The sequence below is a fragment of the Stieleria sp. genome (assembly GCF_041595215.1).
Lineage (GTDB): Bacteria > Planctomycetota > Planctomycetia > Pirellulales > Pirellulaceae > Stieleria > Stieleria magnilauensis.
In genome coordinates this window covers 1-17,785 of the sequence record NZ_JBFHKV010000038.1, presented here as the reverse complement: position 1 = coordinate 17,785, position 17,785 = coordinate 1, and the positions used below count along the sequence as shown (strand labels likewise).

General features: G+C 61.0%; 5 protein-coding genes. All 5 read right to left on the bottom strand.

What is annotated here, in order from left to right:
• A partial coding sequence (locus ABX749_RS02865) for a hypothetical protein (protein WP_372894675.1) occupies nucleotides 1-644 on the bottom strand: 644 nt, incomplete at its 3' end.
• A 148-nt stretch (nucleotides 645-792) separates the two neighbouring features.
• Entirely contained in the window at nucleotides 793-1,221 is a 429-nt protein-coding gene (locus tag ABX749_RS02860; protein ID WP_372894674.1) for a hypothetical protein, read from the bottom strand.
• 84 nt (nucleotides 1,222-1,305) lie between these two features.
• Complete coding sequence (locus ABX749_RS02855) at nucleotides 1,306-5,622, bottom strand: cadherin-like domain-containing protein (protein WP_372894673.1); 4,317 nt, start codon at nucleotides 5,620-5,622, stop codon at nucleotides 1,306-1,308.
• Nucleotides 5,623-5,883: 261 nt separating this feature from the next.
• Nucleotides 5,884-8,436, bottom strand: a complete 2,553-nt coding sequence (locus ABX749_RS02850) for a dockerin type I domain-containing protein (protein ID WP_372894672.1) — start codon at nucleotides 8,434-8,436, stop codon at nucleotides 5,884-5,886.
• A 442-nt stretch (nucleotides 8,437-8,878) separates the two neighbouring features.
• Nucleotides 8,879-17,785 (bottom strand): GEVED domain-containing protein (locus ABX749_RS02845; RefSeq protein WP_372894671.1); only part of this gene is annotated, 8,907 nt, incomplete at its 5' end.

The following is a 17,785-nucleotide window of genomic DNA, read 5'->3' as shown; positions in this document are numbered from 1 at the left end:
TGTGCCAATTGTCCATCGACGTGTTCGAAGAGTTTGGCGAGACCCTCCCACGCGTCGGGATGTTTCATCTCCTTCAGTCCGCGTGCGAGTGTGAACCGGAATCCGTAGCTGGCATCAAAGGCCTCTGAACCGATCAGGCCGATGACGTCATCGATGGCGGCGTGGTGTTGGTTTTTGCAGAGGGTTTGAATCGATGCCATCGCCCAGGTCAGACGACTGCAATCGAGCAGGTCGACGAGCGTTTCGGTCGCCTCGGGGCGATCGACCGTTCCGATGAAGTCGATCATCAATCGCACGCCTCCGGGCAGTTCCGGCTGGCCCTGTTTGACCGCCCGGTCGAATCGGGCGTCTTTGCAAAGGATTTCCAAGGCGTCGACGACGATCGGTAACGCGTACAGGCGGCTTTGAAAGTCGCTCGGGACCGACCGCAGCGCCGCGACACGCGCTTCGTCATGACGACCGGTCAGCAATCGACGAAAGCGCGCCTCGTTGCGATCGGCCGCGGCGGATGGCTGCGGAAACGACGCAAACATCGCCGACAGCAAAACGATGACGGCCAGTGGCCAGAGGCCGGCCCGAGACACACTGCGACACACACTGCGACACACGGTGGGGCGAATCGAAGTCGCTGGACCGGGTGGCATGGCAAGGTTCTCCGTTGAAAAGGATTACCAAAAGCAAACAAAGGACGCGCTGCGAACGTGTCCATCCTAACGCCCCGGTCACCCCACGGCAAAGCGGCTGCGCCGCAGAACCTGCTCCCTGGGGCAACGCGTTTCCCATCGACCAGCGCTAGGATCGCGGCGATTCGATCTGCAGCGTCACCTGACCGTCCAGTGCCGCGGGGGACGACCCGCTCGGTTTCAGGGTGACGGCCAATTGATTGGACGTCTGCAGCTGTGCGGTGATATCGACGCGAATCGGATCGCCGGTGGTCGATCGGCCGATCAGGGTGTCATTGATCCGGACTTCGATCGAATCGGCCGCGTATTGCGGAATCGACAGCCAGACCACGTCGGTCGGCGTCAACCCGGTCGGGCGGTTGAAGACGCGCCGATAGGTCACCCGGTCGCCGCCGGTCACCGCCAGTGGTGTGGTGTCGGGGACATCCACCTTGTCAGGCGGAGATTGCGGGTCGGCCGAGCGCAGCCAGGGTCGGCGGAGGCGAATGGTATGCACGGTGGAGAAGTGACCGGAAAATCGAGGGCGGAGACGTTGCATCCCAGAGCGAGAGGAAAGCATAAAAAAACCGCTGGTGAATTGTCACCAGCGGTTTCGTTTTTGGAACGTTGTCGGGGCCTGGGGTCAGAAGCCGGTCGCCATCGCTCGGTCGATCGCATTGCGATAATCTTCGAATTCCTCTTGGACCAATTCTTCGCTGGTCTCGACGAAGTCAAAGTCGTTCACCGTGCCGAAGAATCGCACGCCGCGTCCGTCGCTGGTGACGACGAATTGGTCCAGGGTCAACCGCGCGGACTTCACTTTGCCGTCCACGGAGTCGATGATCGTCAGCAGAGCTGCGTCACGGGCTTCGTTGAGGACGAGTTCGGCGAATTCGGGATCGAAGCCTTCACCGGCGACCAGCATCTGCATGCTGCCGTCGGCGTTGAGCTGGACGGAGCCGCCGGCCAAGCCTTGGGTCAGGTTGCTGGTGTCGATGATGCCGGCATCGATGTAGCTCTTGGCCAGCAAGTCCAAACGTTGTTGAACACCGATCAAGCCGGTCGCGTTGAGTGCGGGGCCGGACGCCGTTTCGCCGCCGGCTTCGCTGATCACGACCTGGCCACGCGTGCTACCGCTGAAATGGACCGAGTCCGGGATGTCATATTCGACGAAGTAGGTTCCCGGCAGCACGCCGGTGAACGAGTACGCGCCCTGCATGTCGGTCAGTACCGTCGCGATTTGCATTTCGCCCGACGAGGTGACTTCGATCAGTCGAATGGTCACGCCGGCGAGGGCTTTTTCGCCCGCGTCTCTGACCCCGTTGTAAATCGGCGCGGCACCGCCGCGGACGGCTTCGCGGTTCTCGAGATGGTCGATGAACAGCTGGCCGGAGATCGACGATGGCACAAGCGTCTGGCCGATGATTGTCACCGTTGCGACGCGGGGAGCCGAGTTGCCGTTGTCATCGCTGACACGGTAATCGAGGATGATGACTTCGGTCTCGCCGTCTTCCAGGTCGGCATACGCAGACGGATCGATCAGCAGTCGACTGGTCGCGACATCAACCGTCACACCTCTTGAATCACCGCTGCGGAAATTGGCATCGATGATGAACAGCGGGTCATTGTTGGGATCGGTCGATCCTTCGAGCAGGTTGACCGATTGGCCGGGGGCGTTTTCGTCCAGCGTGATGCTGATGTCCGGACCGGGAACCGGCGTGTCGGCACCGCCGGTGATCGTGATGGTCGCCGTTTGGTTGACGCTGGCGTTTCCGTCGGTGACCTGATAGGTGAACAGGATTTGCACCGATTCGCCTTCTTCCAGGCTGCCGTAGGCGGCGGTGTTGATGCTCAGGTCGGCACCGGTTCGCGTGATGCCGCTGTCGTCACCGGACACCGTGACGTTGTCAACCGAAAGCACGTCGTTGGTGTCGGGGTCGCTGGCACCAAGCAGCAGCGAGAGCGATTGGGTGCCGGCGTCTTCGGAGAACGTCTCGTCGATTGCCCCGCTGACGACCGGTGCGTCGTTGACGCCGGTGACCGTAACCGTCACGGTTTGGGCGGCGGTGCCACCGTTGCCATCGGCGACGTCGTAGTTGACGACCACGACTTCGTTTTCCGTTGCGCCCAATCCGTTGAAGAAGTTCGGATCAAAGGTCAGCGAGGTGTCGTTGACCAGGGTGAAGGCGGTTGAATTGCTGCTGAAGACCAAGCTTTGGGCGATCAGCGTGTCGGTGGTGTCGGGGTCGGTCGCACCACTGAGCAGATCGATGGATTGGGCCGCATCGTCTTCGGTGACGGTCAAGGCGAGCGGATCGCCCACCGACGGTGCGTCGTTGACACCGGTGATGGTGATCGTCGCCGATTGGGTGATCGTGCCACCATTGCCGTCGATCAGGTTGTAGTCGTAGATGACGACTTCCGATTCACCGGCCGCCAGATGGTTGTAAGCCGACGGATCGATGGTCAATCCGCTGGCGCCGTTGGCCGAGATGCCGCTGTCGTCACCCGAGCGGAGAACTAAGGAGCTGTCTTCGACCGAGACGGTGTCGCCGTTGTCGGGATCCGAGGCTCCGGCGAGCAGGTCGACGTTGGTGCTGGCGTCGTCTTCGGTGACCGTCGTGCTGACCGCGGCGGTGACCACCGGAGCATCATTGGCTCCGCCGATCGTGATGGTCGCTGAATGGGCAGCCCGACCGCCTTCACCGTCAATGACGTCGTAGCTGTAGGTCACCGTTTCGGTGTCCGTGGCGGCCAAGGCGTTGTAGGCCGCGGGCGAGATCGACAGCACGTTGCCGTTGAGGGTGAAGCCCGAGGTGTCACCGGTGGTCACGATCGTCGCCGCATCGACACTCAGGGTGTCTTCGGTGTCGACGTCGGTCACGTTGGTCAGCAGATCGAGTGTGGTGTCGGCGTCGTCTTCGGAGACCGACAACATGACGGGATCGCCGGCGACCGGGTCACTGTTGGGGGTGTCGCCGTTGATGGTGACCGAAACGGTCGCCGTGTCCGTCCCGCCGTTTCCGTCGGAGACTTCGAATTGGTACGTCACGGTGACGCTTTCGCCGTCCTCAAGTGCCGCGTAGGCTGCCGGGTTGACGGTGATCTGGTTGTTGGCCTGATCGGGGGTGACGCCGGAGGTGTCATCGCTGCCGATCTGGGTGATGCTGGAAATGCTGAGCGTGTCGCCGTCGGGGTCGGAGGCGTTTTGCAGCAGATCGATGTTGAATTGGGGATCAAACTCGTCGTTGGTCGTGGCGAGATCCGCTCCGGCATCCGGCGCGTCGTTGACACCATTGATCGTCAAGGACAGCGTTTGAGAGGCGCTTCCGCCCCGGCCGTCGATGATGCTGTAGGTCGCCGTGATCACCTCCGACTCAGTGACTTTCAAGCTGTTGTAACTTGATGGCGTGATCGTGATGGTGTTTCCGCTGAGTGAGACTCCCGATTGATCTCCACCGGTGAAGTTGAAGGCACTGACCGACAGTGTATCGCCATCGACATCGCTGGCACCGGTCAACAGACTCGGCGACGTCGTGGCGTCGTCTTCGGTCAGCGTGATTTCAAGCGGAACCGGTGAAACGGTGGGCGGATTGTTGACCGCGACCGCACCGGTGCTGATCGTCACGCGAGCGTCGTCATCGATGGTGATCAAGTCTTCGGTAACGACATCGTTGCTGCCGTACAGCGTCAACGGATCGGTGCCTTCACCCGGATTCATGTCGATGATCAACGGGTTGGAATCGGACAGTTCCGTGTTCAAGAAGACTTCGATGCGGAACACATCGACGACAGGCGGCATCACACCACTATTGACGTCTCGCACGCCGTTGGGGAACGCTCCGCCCACACCGCCGATGTCGGTGAAACCGGTCGTCAAGTCAAACGAGCCACGATTGAGCAGGTTATAGAATTCGAGGTTGTTGGGCAGCGTTCGGCTGCGGGCGTCCAGGTTAAAGCGGACCGCGGCGGAGTTTGGGGTCACGCCGTCGGCTTCCAGCGGCGCGAATTCGCGGAATTCGATCGGGACCGTGTTGTCAAAGTTGGGCGTGAAGGACAGGTCTGCAATGTCGACGTTACCGAAGGCGTCGGCTTTGTAGAAGATCTCGAAACCGAGGTCTTGCCCGTTCTCGCCCTTGAGTGCGGTCGGCTCGGTGATCTCAAAATCGCCCGCGGTCATCCCGAAGGTATTGATCAACGCGTTGGACAGTGCCGTGGAAAAGCCACCTTGGATCTCACCGATCGTGATGTCAACGGTCGCGGCCGAGCCTTCACGGCCGACGGTCACAAAGCCGGAATTTGTCGAACGAATCTCTTCGCCGATGATGATCTGTTGCGTCTCACGCAACACCGGTTGCAGGATACCGCCTTGGCTGACGCCCAAATCGGGGAAGACCGAGAAAGCGCCCTTGTCATCACCGAAGGTTCGCAGGTCGTCGTACGCGATTTCCAAGTAGAACGAATTGTTGATCCCCACACCGGGTGCTTGCACGACGCCGTTGTTGACCGGCAGCGGATTGTCGTCCTCGTCGCGGGCGCTCAACAAGAATTCGACCAACTCACCCAACTGTTCGCCGCGTGCCAACGCGTTGATCACGCTCAAGGCGTCGCTGGGGGTCACATTGCCATCGGCGTTCACGTCGACTTTACGGCCGGCAAACTCGTCGGCCGTGCCTCCGGCCACCTGCTCGCCGTTGGCGTGCGTGGTCGCCAGGTAGTTGATCACGCTCAACGCGTCGCTGGGCGAGATCTGAAGGTCTTGGTTGACGTCGAAGCTGTTCCAATAGTTGTGGGCGATCTGCAGGTCACCGGCGAGCAACTGACGCTGTTCCAGCGTTTGAGTGGTCAGCCGTCGTTTCATTTCGCCGCCGTGTTGATGCTTGGTGGCTCGACGCTTCTGGGGGCGTTCGGCACCGGTGGAGTGCAAACGGCGGCGGAGCAACTGACGCAGGCTTTTCATCTGGGATTCCGGAAAGATGAAGTAGAACGTGGTTTGCCGGTGACTGTGGGGTCGGTCAAGTGGCGAATCGGAGGAGTTGGGTTCTGCGGGCGCAGAGCCCAAATATTGGAAGCCTAGAGGGGTTAAAAACTCGCCAGGCTGAATATTGGCCCTATCTTATCTCCCCTTCCCGCTTTATCAACGTTCTGATTACATGGGAATTGGGCCAATCCGCTCGGCGGTTTAGATCGCGGCCGCGCCGCAAAGTTCCAGTAAATCCGATCAAAACAGTTGTTCCGGTGAAGGATGTACCGCGAAACCGCTCTCAATCTCGCCGTCTTGAAGCAAAAAACCCAACAAAGGACGCTCAAAACCCGTGTTTGCCCCGGTTTTCACGAGCCAGTGAACATCCGCCCCGGTGGGTCTATCGGATGGCAGCTTGCTGAGACTTTGGTCGGAAGTCCGTTGGCCCGCACAGTTCAACATTTCCGGATCTTCACGATTTAGAGTGTTGTCCTGGTAGGAACCAAGTTGCGGATTCTCGGGGCTGAAAACCCGGTCGACGGCGGCCGTTGAGAGCGGTTGGACCGGCTGAGGCGATGGGGTTGGGTCGGTGGATTGGTTTGCAGCGGAAATCGGGGGTGTCGTTGCCGAGATTTCAGAAAAAGATTCACCTTCACCGGCAATGCCCTGTTCGATCAAGTTAATCACCCGCAACGCATCAATCGCTGAGACACGTCCGTCGTTGTTGACGTCGATGTGAAAGTCGGACGTCTCCTCGGCCGTCAGGACGCGATTGCCCAGCCGTGCCAGGTCGTTGATGACCGCGAGTGCGTCGCGAGCGGTGATTTGTTGATCTCCATTGACGTCGCCCGGCAGCGAGCGGTTGTAGCGTGGGCTGTCGACTCGCTGGGCTGCGATCGCCAGCGGCGCGATCGTTCCGGCGGAGATTTGAAAGACAATCGGTTCAGACGGGAACTGGTAAATCAAGTTCGGCGTGACGATCTCGACGGAGTAGTCGCCGTCGGGTAGCCCGTCGACGGAGAAGGCGCCGTTGTCATCGGCCGAGACCAGCGCGGCCTGTCCGACCTGGATGCCGGAAATCAAGATTTCGGTTTCCGCGTGTCCGGACACGACGACACGCGAGATTCGTCCCAGGGAGTCTTCGATGACGAGTGTGTCGCTGGTGCCGGCCGGCACCAGGGGACTGGTGATCCGATCGATGCGATTGCCTTGGGAGTCATAGGCCTCGACACGAGCGTAGCTGCCGCTTTCGAGTCCGTAGCTGCCAGTGTCCAGTGCGGTGAAATCGATTTCCACCCGCCCGGTCGACCCGGCGAAGGCGACTTGCAGCCGATTGGCCGTGTTCCAGGTGTCGGTCCATTGATCGGTCTGGGTGTTGTAATAGTGCAGGACCCGGCCGGCTTGTTGGTCGCTGCCGGATGCCAAGGTTGCCACACGACCGTCGACGTCAGCGCCCAGGCTGGTCAGCGTCAATCCGCTGACGGGGTTGGCGACTCCGTCGGGCGAATTCGCCGCCTGGAACGAGCGGTTGAACAGTCCGGTCCCATCGTCGCGACGCACCGTGAACTGGGTGCCGTCGATCAGGGGCTCGTCGAAGTCGCGTTGTCCGTTTTGGTTTTGGTCGACATAGGCGAAACCGCCGCCGATCCCGGACCAGACCGGTGTCAGCATGTCACCGTGAAGCACTTCGCTGGTGATCCCGGTGTGGGTATCGATGGCCCGCCAGGAGATCTGGTTGAAGGGGCTGGAAACCTCGATTTCCAGATCGAATTCGACGTGTGTCGCATCGGGCGTGATGGCGGTCTGCCAGGGGCCGTCATCGAGCCGGTATTGCAATTCGCTGATGCGGGCGAGCGTGATGTCGCTCTGCGTGCCTTCGGAGTTTTGGTTGGCCAGGGTATCGACGGTCGCGGAGCCGCGGATCGAATAGACATCCGAGTGGACATCCAACGAACCGATCGCGTCCAGGTTCAGTGGCACGTCGGCGAGATCAAAAATGCCGTCACCGTCGCTGTCGCGCCAGCCGATCATGGCCAGCGTGGATTCCGGGGAAACCAAGTTGTCGTACGCCCGCACGGTGACCACGCCGCCCCGCATGATGCTGTCTTGTTGGACGAATCCCGGCGTCGGGTTGTCCGATGCGTTCAAGTTCTGTGCGTTGTAATAGCCCCGTTGGTCGGTCCAGCTGCCGGCTCCCGGGTATTCGTCTCGGGCCCAGAAAATGTGTCCCATTTCGTGGGTGAACGTGGAAACCGGACGCCCCGAGGGGACCACCATGAACAGACCGCCGGGATAGGCAAACGCGCCGATAAACCCGCCGTTTTCGAAAAACCCGTTTTCGTCGTCCGAGGAATCCACGACGAACATGGTGAAGGCCCAATCGGTTTGGTGGGTTTGCCGTTGGGAGTCGTTGAACAAGGACACCGCCCGTTCAATCGAGGGGGCATCGCCGTAGCCCAGATCGGTCAGCCAGCCGCCGACGTAGCGTTTGAAAGTGTTGCTGTCATTGTCGATCGGTTCGTAACCGGTTTCGACGGGATCGCGGGCGTAGCGATCGTCGATGATGAAATCCAGCGAGTGAACCGATGTCTGCGTCGCCAGCAAGTCGCTCCACCAGTCCACGCTGTCGCGAATCTTGGCCAGCGTGTCTTCGATCTCCGTTTCGGACCAGTTTTGGGTTTCCGGATCGATCGACCCATCGCTTTCAAAGAAAACGGGCGTCACGGTGACGGTGCCGAGCAGAAATTCACCGTTGTCGATCGGAGTGGCGCCGAAGGGCACGTCGCCGGCCAGCAACCGACGGTCTTCCACTTTTTGGAAACCGAGGCGCCGTCGGCGGGGTCGTCTCGTCGTTGCTCGGTTCATCGGCGATTAAAAACTTGCTCCGGGAGCGCCAGGCTCCGGAGTCTTGATTTGATGGTGGGGGCACATCATCCCGCATTGGTGCGTCGGATTGCGAAGACCCTGTCGAGGGCAAAGACCCTGTCGAGGATAAGGGACGCAACCAAAAAACGAACCGCTGCGGATTTCGAACCCATCCTAGTTGGCGGCCCCGAGTCGTGCGGGGACGCTCTCCATCATCGGATGACTTGCCCGCGGATCCAATCGCAGGCTGACCGTTGTATCGGCTGGACGGGCTGCAACGCGCCCGTGAAAGTTCGGGATTCGGCGATGCCAGCGGCGCCGCCGGCATCCCAAATTTTCCCTTTCACCGACCGTTGGACGCGGCCGGCGGGCGAAAAGTTCAACTCATTCACAGCGAAGCGAAGAAAAGGTCCAAACCGTTTTCGTCTCCCGAGGTTTCGTCACCCGATTGAATCCGATCGGCAACCAGGTCATCGACGATCGAATCGAGCTCGATCGACGCCGGTGAGTCGAAGACACTGGTCTTGCTGGGCTGCTGGGCGACGTTGGCCGACTCGGCGGGGCCGGATTCGGCGTCGGCATCAGAAGCCTCGGTCGTCGCGGGCTGCACCGTGTCGGTGACGCTTTGCTGGATCAGCAGATCCCCCAAAGCGGTCGGCCCGCTGGCCAGCACACCGGGTGCGGCGGCCACATAGCTCATCGTGGTCGCTTCACCTTCGCCGCCGGCTCCGGAAACGAGCCGGCCGAGTTCGGTGATGACGTCGTTGGCGTCCCTCGGGGACAGCAGTCCGTCGCCGTTGACATCGGGGAACTGGGGATTCGTCACCGGGGTGGTTTGCAGATCCACAAAGCCGGTGTTGGCGGCCAGGCGGGCGATCGCGTTGATGACGTTCAGGGCATCCAGCGGAGTGACTGCGCCGCTGTTGTTGACGTCATAGCGTCCGACCGGGTTTTGGTACGGATTGTTGGTCACGAAGATGGCGTAATCTTCGACTTCACCGCTGGTCGCATTTCCGGTCGGTCCGGTCGTCGGCGACTCGCTGATGCGGAATCGGACGTACGTTTGCCCGATCGCCGCGTCGGCGGGGACATCGATCGTGACCGTGGTCAAGACGTTGTTGAAGACCGGGGTGAGGTTCGTTCCGGGCGTTCCGAATCGACGTCGCTCTTGGACTTCGAATTGGCCGTCTTGGTCCCAATCGAACCAGGCGTCCACGTAGACCGGTTTGTCGCTCAGCAGTCCGGCGTCGGTGTTGCGGACGAAAATGCTGATGTTGCTTTCGAAACCGGATTGGAAAGCCGACGGCAGCGTCACACCATCGTCACCGGCATCGGCGTTAGGCAATTCGGCGTCCGAATCGGCGGTGTTGATCTGTCCCAGGCTGAGTGTGGGATCGACACGGTGCCGGGGACCGCCATCGGCCATCGTGCTGATGTACGGTGCGGGGGCGTCACCGTAATCGAATCCGGTTCCGATAAAGATGGTCAATTCCGTCCGTCCGTCGGCCTGGTTGCTTTGCAGCAGGTTGCCGACTTGGTCCTGGACGACGACAACGTCGACGGCGCCGAAGCCGGACACGCCGCCGGTGCCTTCGAGGAACACGCGGACGTCGACCAGCGAGGTGCTGATACCGGCCAGGTTCTGGGCGTCGATCGTGGCTTGGATGATTTTGACGATCTCTTCGGCCGGCTGATCGATCGGGATGTTGATCGGGACCGTCGGAGCTTCACCGGGCAAGCCGATTTGGGTGGCGTTGGAGTTCGTCAAGTCGATCGAGTAGTTGCTGTCACCACCCAAGAAGATCCGTCCGAATCCGGCGTTGGTCGGTGCCAGTCCCAGACCCGATCCGCCGATCGCGATCACCAATGCGTTGATGACCTGATCCAGCGAAGCATTGTTGGCCAAGGGCACTGCCGTCGCAGTGGGGTCGTTGAGCAATCCGTTGTTGTCGAATTCAAAGACGACTTGGTTGACCGCACCGAGACGGACGGTGATCGATTGTCCGTCGACGACGTTGGCGACGTTGCTGTTGTTGATCGACGGGATTTGGAATCCGAAGCCTGTCGCGGTGCCGATGCGGCCCGCGATTTGAACGAAGCCGCTGGTGCTGGTCGCGGTCGACAACGGGGTGCCGCCGACCAGTTGGACGGTTTCGCCGGAGGCTCGTGCGGTGAAGCTGAGCACCGGATCCGCGTTGATCGCCGCCGCCAGAGCGGTGGCGAAGTCGGCGGTGACGCCGGCGGCCGGGATCGTCACGCCGGTCGAAATCGGGCTCACCGCACCGTTGACGTCCAGTTCGAAGGAACGTGTGACCGAACCGTCGTAAACGAACACCGTCAAGCCGTCGGCGGCAACCGGCGTCAATCCGGGCAACAGGTCGATGATGATGCCGGAGTCGTATTCAAACACCGTGCGTTGATTGAGTTCGTCGATGACCGAAACGGTTTCGCCGTCGGGGTAGACGACGCCGTCGGCGGCGCGGATGATCGCATCGCTGCTGTCGATCATTCGAATCACATACGTCGAATCGTCTTCCCACACACCGGCGATCGGTGTCAGCCGAATGATGTTGGTGCTGGGGTTGTAGGCGAATCGATAGTGGGTGCCTTCGACCAATGCCACGCCGTCTTTGAGTAGCACCAGGGAACTGGTGGAGATCGATCGATCGTCGATCCCGGTGCCGGGAACGATGTCCGCCGGCGCGATGCCATCGATCAGCTGAATTTCGAACGCTTGCGGGGCGGCGCCGAGCACGGTGGCGCGTCCGGCGTCGAGTCCGATTCCGGGGGCCAGCGGCGAGACCAGCGTCACGCGGGGGCCTTCCAGGTCGCCGCGGTCGAATCCGCCGCGATCCTTGAACACGTTTTCGCCGAGTCCGCTCGGGGGCTCCACGTTCGGATCGTCCACACGGAACTGACCGTTGACGTCCAGTCGCGGCGCGAGCACCGGCGAAGGATCGATGCCGACGGCGTTGCGGACCGTCGTCAAACTGAATCGATCGGGCAGCGAATCGATCGAGCTGTCGATGATGCGAGCACCCGAAGCCGGTGAGAACGCAAAGTTGCCCGGATCGACGAAGACCGATTCGCTATCGGTCAAAACCTGGGCCAGGGTTCCCAGCGTGACATTCGTTCCGGTGTTGTTCGTGTTTCGATAGTACGAGTTACCACCGGACACGAAGCCGTCATTGCCTCCGGTCAATTCGATACCGGTTTCCGTATTGGAGATCACATTGTTGAGCACCGTCGGAGAGGAACCGCCGACGATGTTGATCCCGATCCCGCCTTGATTGAAGGTGTCCACCGGAACCGAACTGATGGCACCGACGGCATCGATGTCTGCTCCCAGCGAGCTGCCGGTCGTGTTGCCTTGACGCAGGTCGGTCAGTCGCACGAAGGCGAATCGGTCATTGGGGCCGAACCCGTGCCGGTCGATGTCCAGTTGGTTGGTCAAGCCACCGACGATCCCGACGTTGACAAAGTCGATTCCATCGCGGCTGATCTCGACGAGGACCGATTCGATCTCGCCGGTTTCAAAGACGACCAAATCGTTGGTCGCATCGCCGCTGCCGGTCAGGAAGTTGTCGACGAACTGCAGCGTCAGTGTGCCACCGAGTCCGAGCGAAACGGCGAACTGGCCGTCGATCGGCTCGAGTCCACGGCCGCTGCCGTCCGGGGCGCCCAACGCGGTGTTCGGCGTCTGGTGGGTCAGCGTGGGAGCACCGTTGCCCGCATTGGGTGAATAGTTGACCACGGCGTCGGCAAAGGAAATCTGGCCTTGTTCGAACAGAATCCCCGCGAAGGTTTCCGAGGGGGCACTGACGCCGGGCGTGATCGTTCCGCCGATGATCGTGTTGTTGACAATTCGCTCAATCGCGACCGGATCCAACGAGGTCTCGTCGAGGGCGTTGTCGATGCCTTGCAGATTGATGCCGCCGACGGTGTTGAAGGCGATGATGTTACTCTGCACGACGACGCCGGGGACCAATTGCTCGGTGTTCAGCTCGATCAGGTTTCTCGGATAGCGGACGATCGAATCGGTGTCGTTTCCTGCGACCGTCGCCGAGATGTCATGCTGGATGTTGATGCCGTATTCTTCGTTGAACAAGAAACGGCTGTTCTCGATCATGATCACGCCTTGAGCGTCGCGATCACGGTTGCTGTCGCCACGGAATTCGGAGCGATCGACCGCGGCGAGTGAACGCGTCGGGTCCGCGACGACGACGTTGCCGACGAGGTTGATTCGCGGATCGATTCGAGAGATTTGTTTGATACCCGGTTGGGCGACCACTTCTCGTTCAAATCCGCTACTCGGAACCGCTTGCACGTCCAACACGCTGCGGACATCCGAGCGGTTGATCGCCGCGATGATCGACTTGGCCACTTCGGTCGCCGTTTGCGGACGGTCCAGCCCGGTGTCTTCATCGGGCACGGTCATCGAGAACGGAACGCGCACGCGGCCCGGTGTGACCGAGTTGTCCGAATCGAACTCGAACTCGACGACGGCGCGGCCGTCGGTGATCGAGAACATTTGCCCGTCCACAAGATCGGTCGCACTTTTCGCGGTGATCGAGATCGCCGAACCCAAGCGGTCGTTGCTGTTGAACGTGCGGAACTGGGACGACGACGCCGACTCGATGTACTCGCTGGCGTCGCGAATTTCGACCTGATACGAGCCGGTCACCAGGCTGCTGCGTGGATCATCGGGTTCGGGGAATGCGAAACGCGTGTCGGTGACAAACGCGGTGTCCAAGGGAGCATTGACGCCGCGAGGATCGCTGACCTGTTCACCGCGTTCGGCCAAACCGATGACAAAGTCGTCCAGGTAGACGCCTTCGAAATCGTTGTTGCGCGAGCCGCCAACCGGCGAGCCGCCGTATTGGTCGGCGTATCGTTGCGCCGTGTTGGCGAACGGCCCGGCATCGGACACGCTGAATCCGGGCAGGGTGATGATCGCGTTGGACGTCGGAATGTAGTTGGGACCGGCCGCGCCGACTGCGTTGGGCACGAAACGATCCAGGATCGCGGATTGAACCGCCACGGCGACTTCGCCGGCCGACATCGCTGCGCGGACGTCGATCAAGTTCGCCCCGCCGGCGGTGGTGTTCCGGATCGTGAACAAACTCGAACTGGAGCTCAAGTCGACCGCTTCACCGAACTCGACCGAGTTGCTGTCGACGACAAAGTCGTACAGCAGGAAGGTCGCCGGCGGCATCGCCGTGACGGCCGCTTCGATCAACGCTCCGATCTGCGACGGCGTCAAATCGGCAACCGTCGTCGTCCCCGTCAATCCGGCGGTCAGATCGATCGAGATTTCATTGGGCGGTGAATTGGGATCGTTGGGATCCGACGGCGACGTGTCGACGGTGCGGGTGCCATCGTTGAGCACGTAGGTTTGTCCATCGAGCACAAACGTCGCGCGGGTATTCGGATCGGCCGCGTACGCGTTGGCGACTTGTGCCCCCGCCGGCGCGATCAGCGTCGGTGGGAAATTGATGGTGAACGTTTCACCGCTGACGCGAATCGTTTGGCCTTCGACCAGATCCGAGGCGTCGACGGTACGAATCGAGGTCGATCCGGTATCCAATCGACCGGCGGTCGCGAATTCGATCCGCAGACTCAGGCCCGACTGTCCGGCGAACTCCGCCAACGGCACACGTGCCTGACGCCACGTCGGCGTGTTGTCAAAGAGTTGTTGCTTGTCAACATCGATCACGTCGTTGTAAGGAGCGACGGGATCGGGGTCGTCGAATTCATCGTTCGCACCCGGGGCCGCATTGCGGAACGTGGTGTTGAGCGCGACGGCGTGTTCGGTCCCGTCGGGTTGGACGACGTAGACACGCAACGCGTCGGTGCTTCCGCCGCCGTCGGCTTCGATCAGGTAGTTGAAGTACAGGACCGGGACATCGCTCGGCGAGTAGTTCTCCAACGAGAACGGCTTGCTTTGAACCTGCCCCTTGGCACCGCCGGGGAAGTTGTAGGTGTTGTTGACACCTTGACCGTCAATCCGCGCGGTGTTGGTCGGGTATTCCGCCTGACTGGCGTAGTTGTTCTGGAACGAGGTTTCGTAGGTGAACGCCAACGAGGTGCCGCCACCGTGCCCGGCATCACCGCCGCGTGCGCCGGTGTAGTGCCAGAGGTTGTAATCCAGGGTGCTGAAATCGAGACCTTCGGCGTTGGCGATACCGGTCGAGATACTCGAACGCCCGCCGGCGAAGTACGGCAGGAACTCGCCGGCCGTGTTGAACGCGTAGATGTCACCGTTGGGGGTGATCCCAAACAACACATTGGAATAGACGCCGCCGTCCACACTGTTGGGGCCGGCGCGAAGGCCGGTGAAGCCGCCGGGGACACGCAGCAGGTCGGTCGCGGTTTCGACGTAGGTTCCGATCTGACGGTTGCCGTTGAGGAACTGGTTGCCGCCGCCGGTCAGTTCGGCATCGGTGACTCGGAACAGTCCGCCGGCATCGGTGACGGCGTACATGTCGTTGCCGACGATTTCGACACCGGTGATCGTTCCGCCTTGCGGCACGCCGCCGGCCACCAGATTGCCGCTGGCCCCGCCGATGAATCCGCCGCTGATGGTGACGCTACGGTTTTGTGCGACCGCACTGGCATTGCCGCCGAGATTGTTGATCGCATCGGCGACCTTCTGAGCGACTTCGGCGGCCGAATCGGACAGTTCCAGTTGGATCGGCGTGCGTCCGACCTGTACGCCGGGGCTGCCGCCGCTGACGAGTGCCTGCGAATTGACAGTGATCGAGGTCGCGCCGGGGACGGAGAACGATTGGCCGACGACGGTGTGGGCGATGCCGTTGGCGGTCAAGGCGTCCACGATGGCATTGAGCACCTCGGTCGCACCGAAGGACTCGTCCACCGGGATCGCGATGTTGCCGGCCGCCACGCCATTGGCGCCGACGATCGACATGCCGGCTCCGTCAAACGTGAACGTGGCGTTATCGAGCGCCAGGTCCGTGTTCAACACGGTGGTCGTCACGCCGGACAGATTGTTCTGGATCGCGAGCGCCAAGTCATTGTTGATCTGGCCGGACGTGCGGGCTTGCCCACTGGCCAGACGGATGGAGATCGGGATGTTTCCCAGCCTCGGCGTGTCGCCTTGGTTGACGAACTCAAAGGTCGCACTGACGTTGCTGGAATCGGTCACCGTAAACGTTTGTCCGACATCCAGTCCGCCGTTGGCCGAAACGCCTGCCAGACGCAGACGCGGGCCGGTGTCAAATTCAAAGATGTTCGATCCGATCGTCATCGTATCGCCGTCCAGGACCGGCGATCCGGTCACGGCCACGTTGCCGGCGATGTTGATTTCGAAGGACGTCGTCGTGGTGCCGCTGATCAGCGTGAACGTATCGCCGTCGAAGAGCTGTTGTTGCAGCAAACCACTGCCGACCACTTCGACCACGTCGGGAACACCCAGCTGAGTCGAAAACGCCGTCGCGGGGGCGGTCGTGTCGATCTGGCCGATTTCACGCGGGATCGTTCCCGCACCGGAGTTGAACAGGAAACGGTTGAACGAGGGGCCGACCGCCAGACCCGTTTGCGGGCTGAATTCCCACAACACGTTGTCGCGATACTGCAATCCCGACGCACCGTTGAACGTCGGACGGCTGCCGACGAACAAGCCGCGTTCGACGTTCTTGTATTCGCGGATCGAGATGGCTTCGACAAAGATCCCTTCGTCGGAAACACCGTCCAAAATCTGTTGTGAATTGACTTCGAACAGAATATCGCCGTACGTCGTGATCCCGGCCCCGGCACTGAGTTGATTCAGCGCCGCGGTGCCCGTATCGATTTGCACGTAGAACCAGGTGCTGTCGCTGCGGACCCGGTTGCCGAATCCGGTGTACGCGAACAGTTCGCCGTTGCTGCGGAACGCCACGTCGTAGATGTCTTCGTTGCCGAAGGTGCCGACTTGGCCGTAGTCTTGTCCGGTGAAGGGGTTGACGACGTGCAGACCGGAATTCGTGTTGACGTACAGGACGACGTCGTCGAGCGAATACGGGACGATCGAGGTTTCATCGAACAGCACGCGGTCGTTCATGTCGTCTTGGGCAATCCGATCGATCGCATCAATCGGAGCCAAGCGGACCAGCGGGTTGTTGCTGGCCGGGTTGAAGAACTGGTCCATCGCGATCGGGACTTGCGTCTGATTGGCGATCGCGACGTAATAGGTGCCTTCGATCAGTTCGACGCTGCCCAAGAACGGATCCTGGACGCCGGCGCCGCCGCGACTGAGATCATCGCTGCTGTTGTTGGAACTGGACGCCGGCAGGTCGTTGGCGATGTTGCTGTCGGTGGCGGTGTAGATCAAATCGCCCTGCGCGTTGAACACGTACAACGCCATGTCGCTACGGGCAAAGTTGGACGCGTAGTCCAAGTCGATCACCGTGGACAGGTACAGCGGGTCACCATCGCGGGTCAGGTTTTCGTATTGGATGTCGAACGAATACCAATCCACGTCGGTGGCCGAGTCGATGACGCCGGCAAAAGATTTGGCCAGTCGATCGCTCTGCAGCGGGCCGGCTTCGATGCCCACATCGGCCGTGGTGCCGTAGTAGCCCAGTCGCTGAGCTTCGGAGGCCATTTCGTTGCTGGCCGTCGTCTCGGCTTCTTCGCCGGTCAACGGTGAGTGCAGCGGTTGGCCGATGATTTGCACGCCGTTGGTCGCGTAACGGACGTCGGTCAATCGGATCTGTGTACCGGCGCTTTCGTCGGTCTCACCCAGACGAATTTGCATCGAGTAGCGGCCTTGGGTCAGCCCGCCGAGAACGTTTCCGTTGACCAGGGTGTTCAGGTCGCTGCCGTCACGCGTGTTGCTGCTGCGCACCCGCACGTGATACTGGTTCAGCGTGCCGGATTCGCCCGGAAGACGAATCCGCATCCCGGCGTCTTTGGCGTTGAACGAATACGTGTCTTGCAGGACCGAATCCAAGACGTCGGTTTCAAAGCCGAGACTTCCGATCGCCGGGAAAATCGGGTTGGCGGTTCCGATGATTTCGGGAACTTCAAGGGCCGTGAAGAAAGCGGCGTCGAAGCGGACTTCGATGACGAAGTCACCCGTGGCGGATCGCGAGAGCAACTGCGTGGTGACGAATCCGATTTCACTTTGGAATGCGCCGTTGAGCGCCGCTGCGATCGAACCGGCGGGATTGGCATTGAAGTCCGCCGCATCGACATTGACCGTCGTTCCCGGTGCATTTGCCAGTCCGAAGGTCAGGTTCCCGCTGGTGGCGTTGACGATGTCGTAATCGACCGTGATCCGTTGGACGGGAATGCG

What these genes read in the sequence shown, in the direction of transcription:
- ABX749_RS02860 (WP_372894674.1), bottom strand. Translation starts at nt 1,221, where the DNA reads ATGCAACGTCTCCGCCCTCGATTTTCCGGTCACTTCTCCACCGTGCAT.
- ABX749_RS02855 (WP_372894673.1), bottom strand. Translation starts at nt 5,622, where the DNA reads ATGAAAAGCCTGCGTCAGTTGCTCCGCCGCCGTTTGCACTCCACCGGT.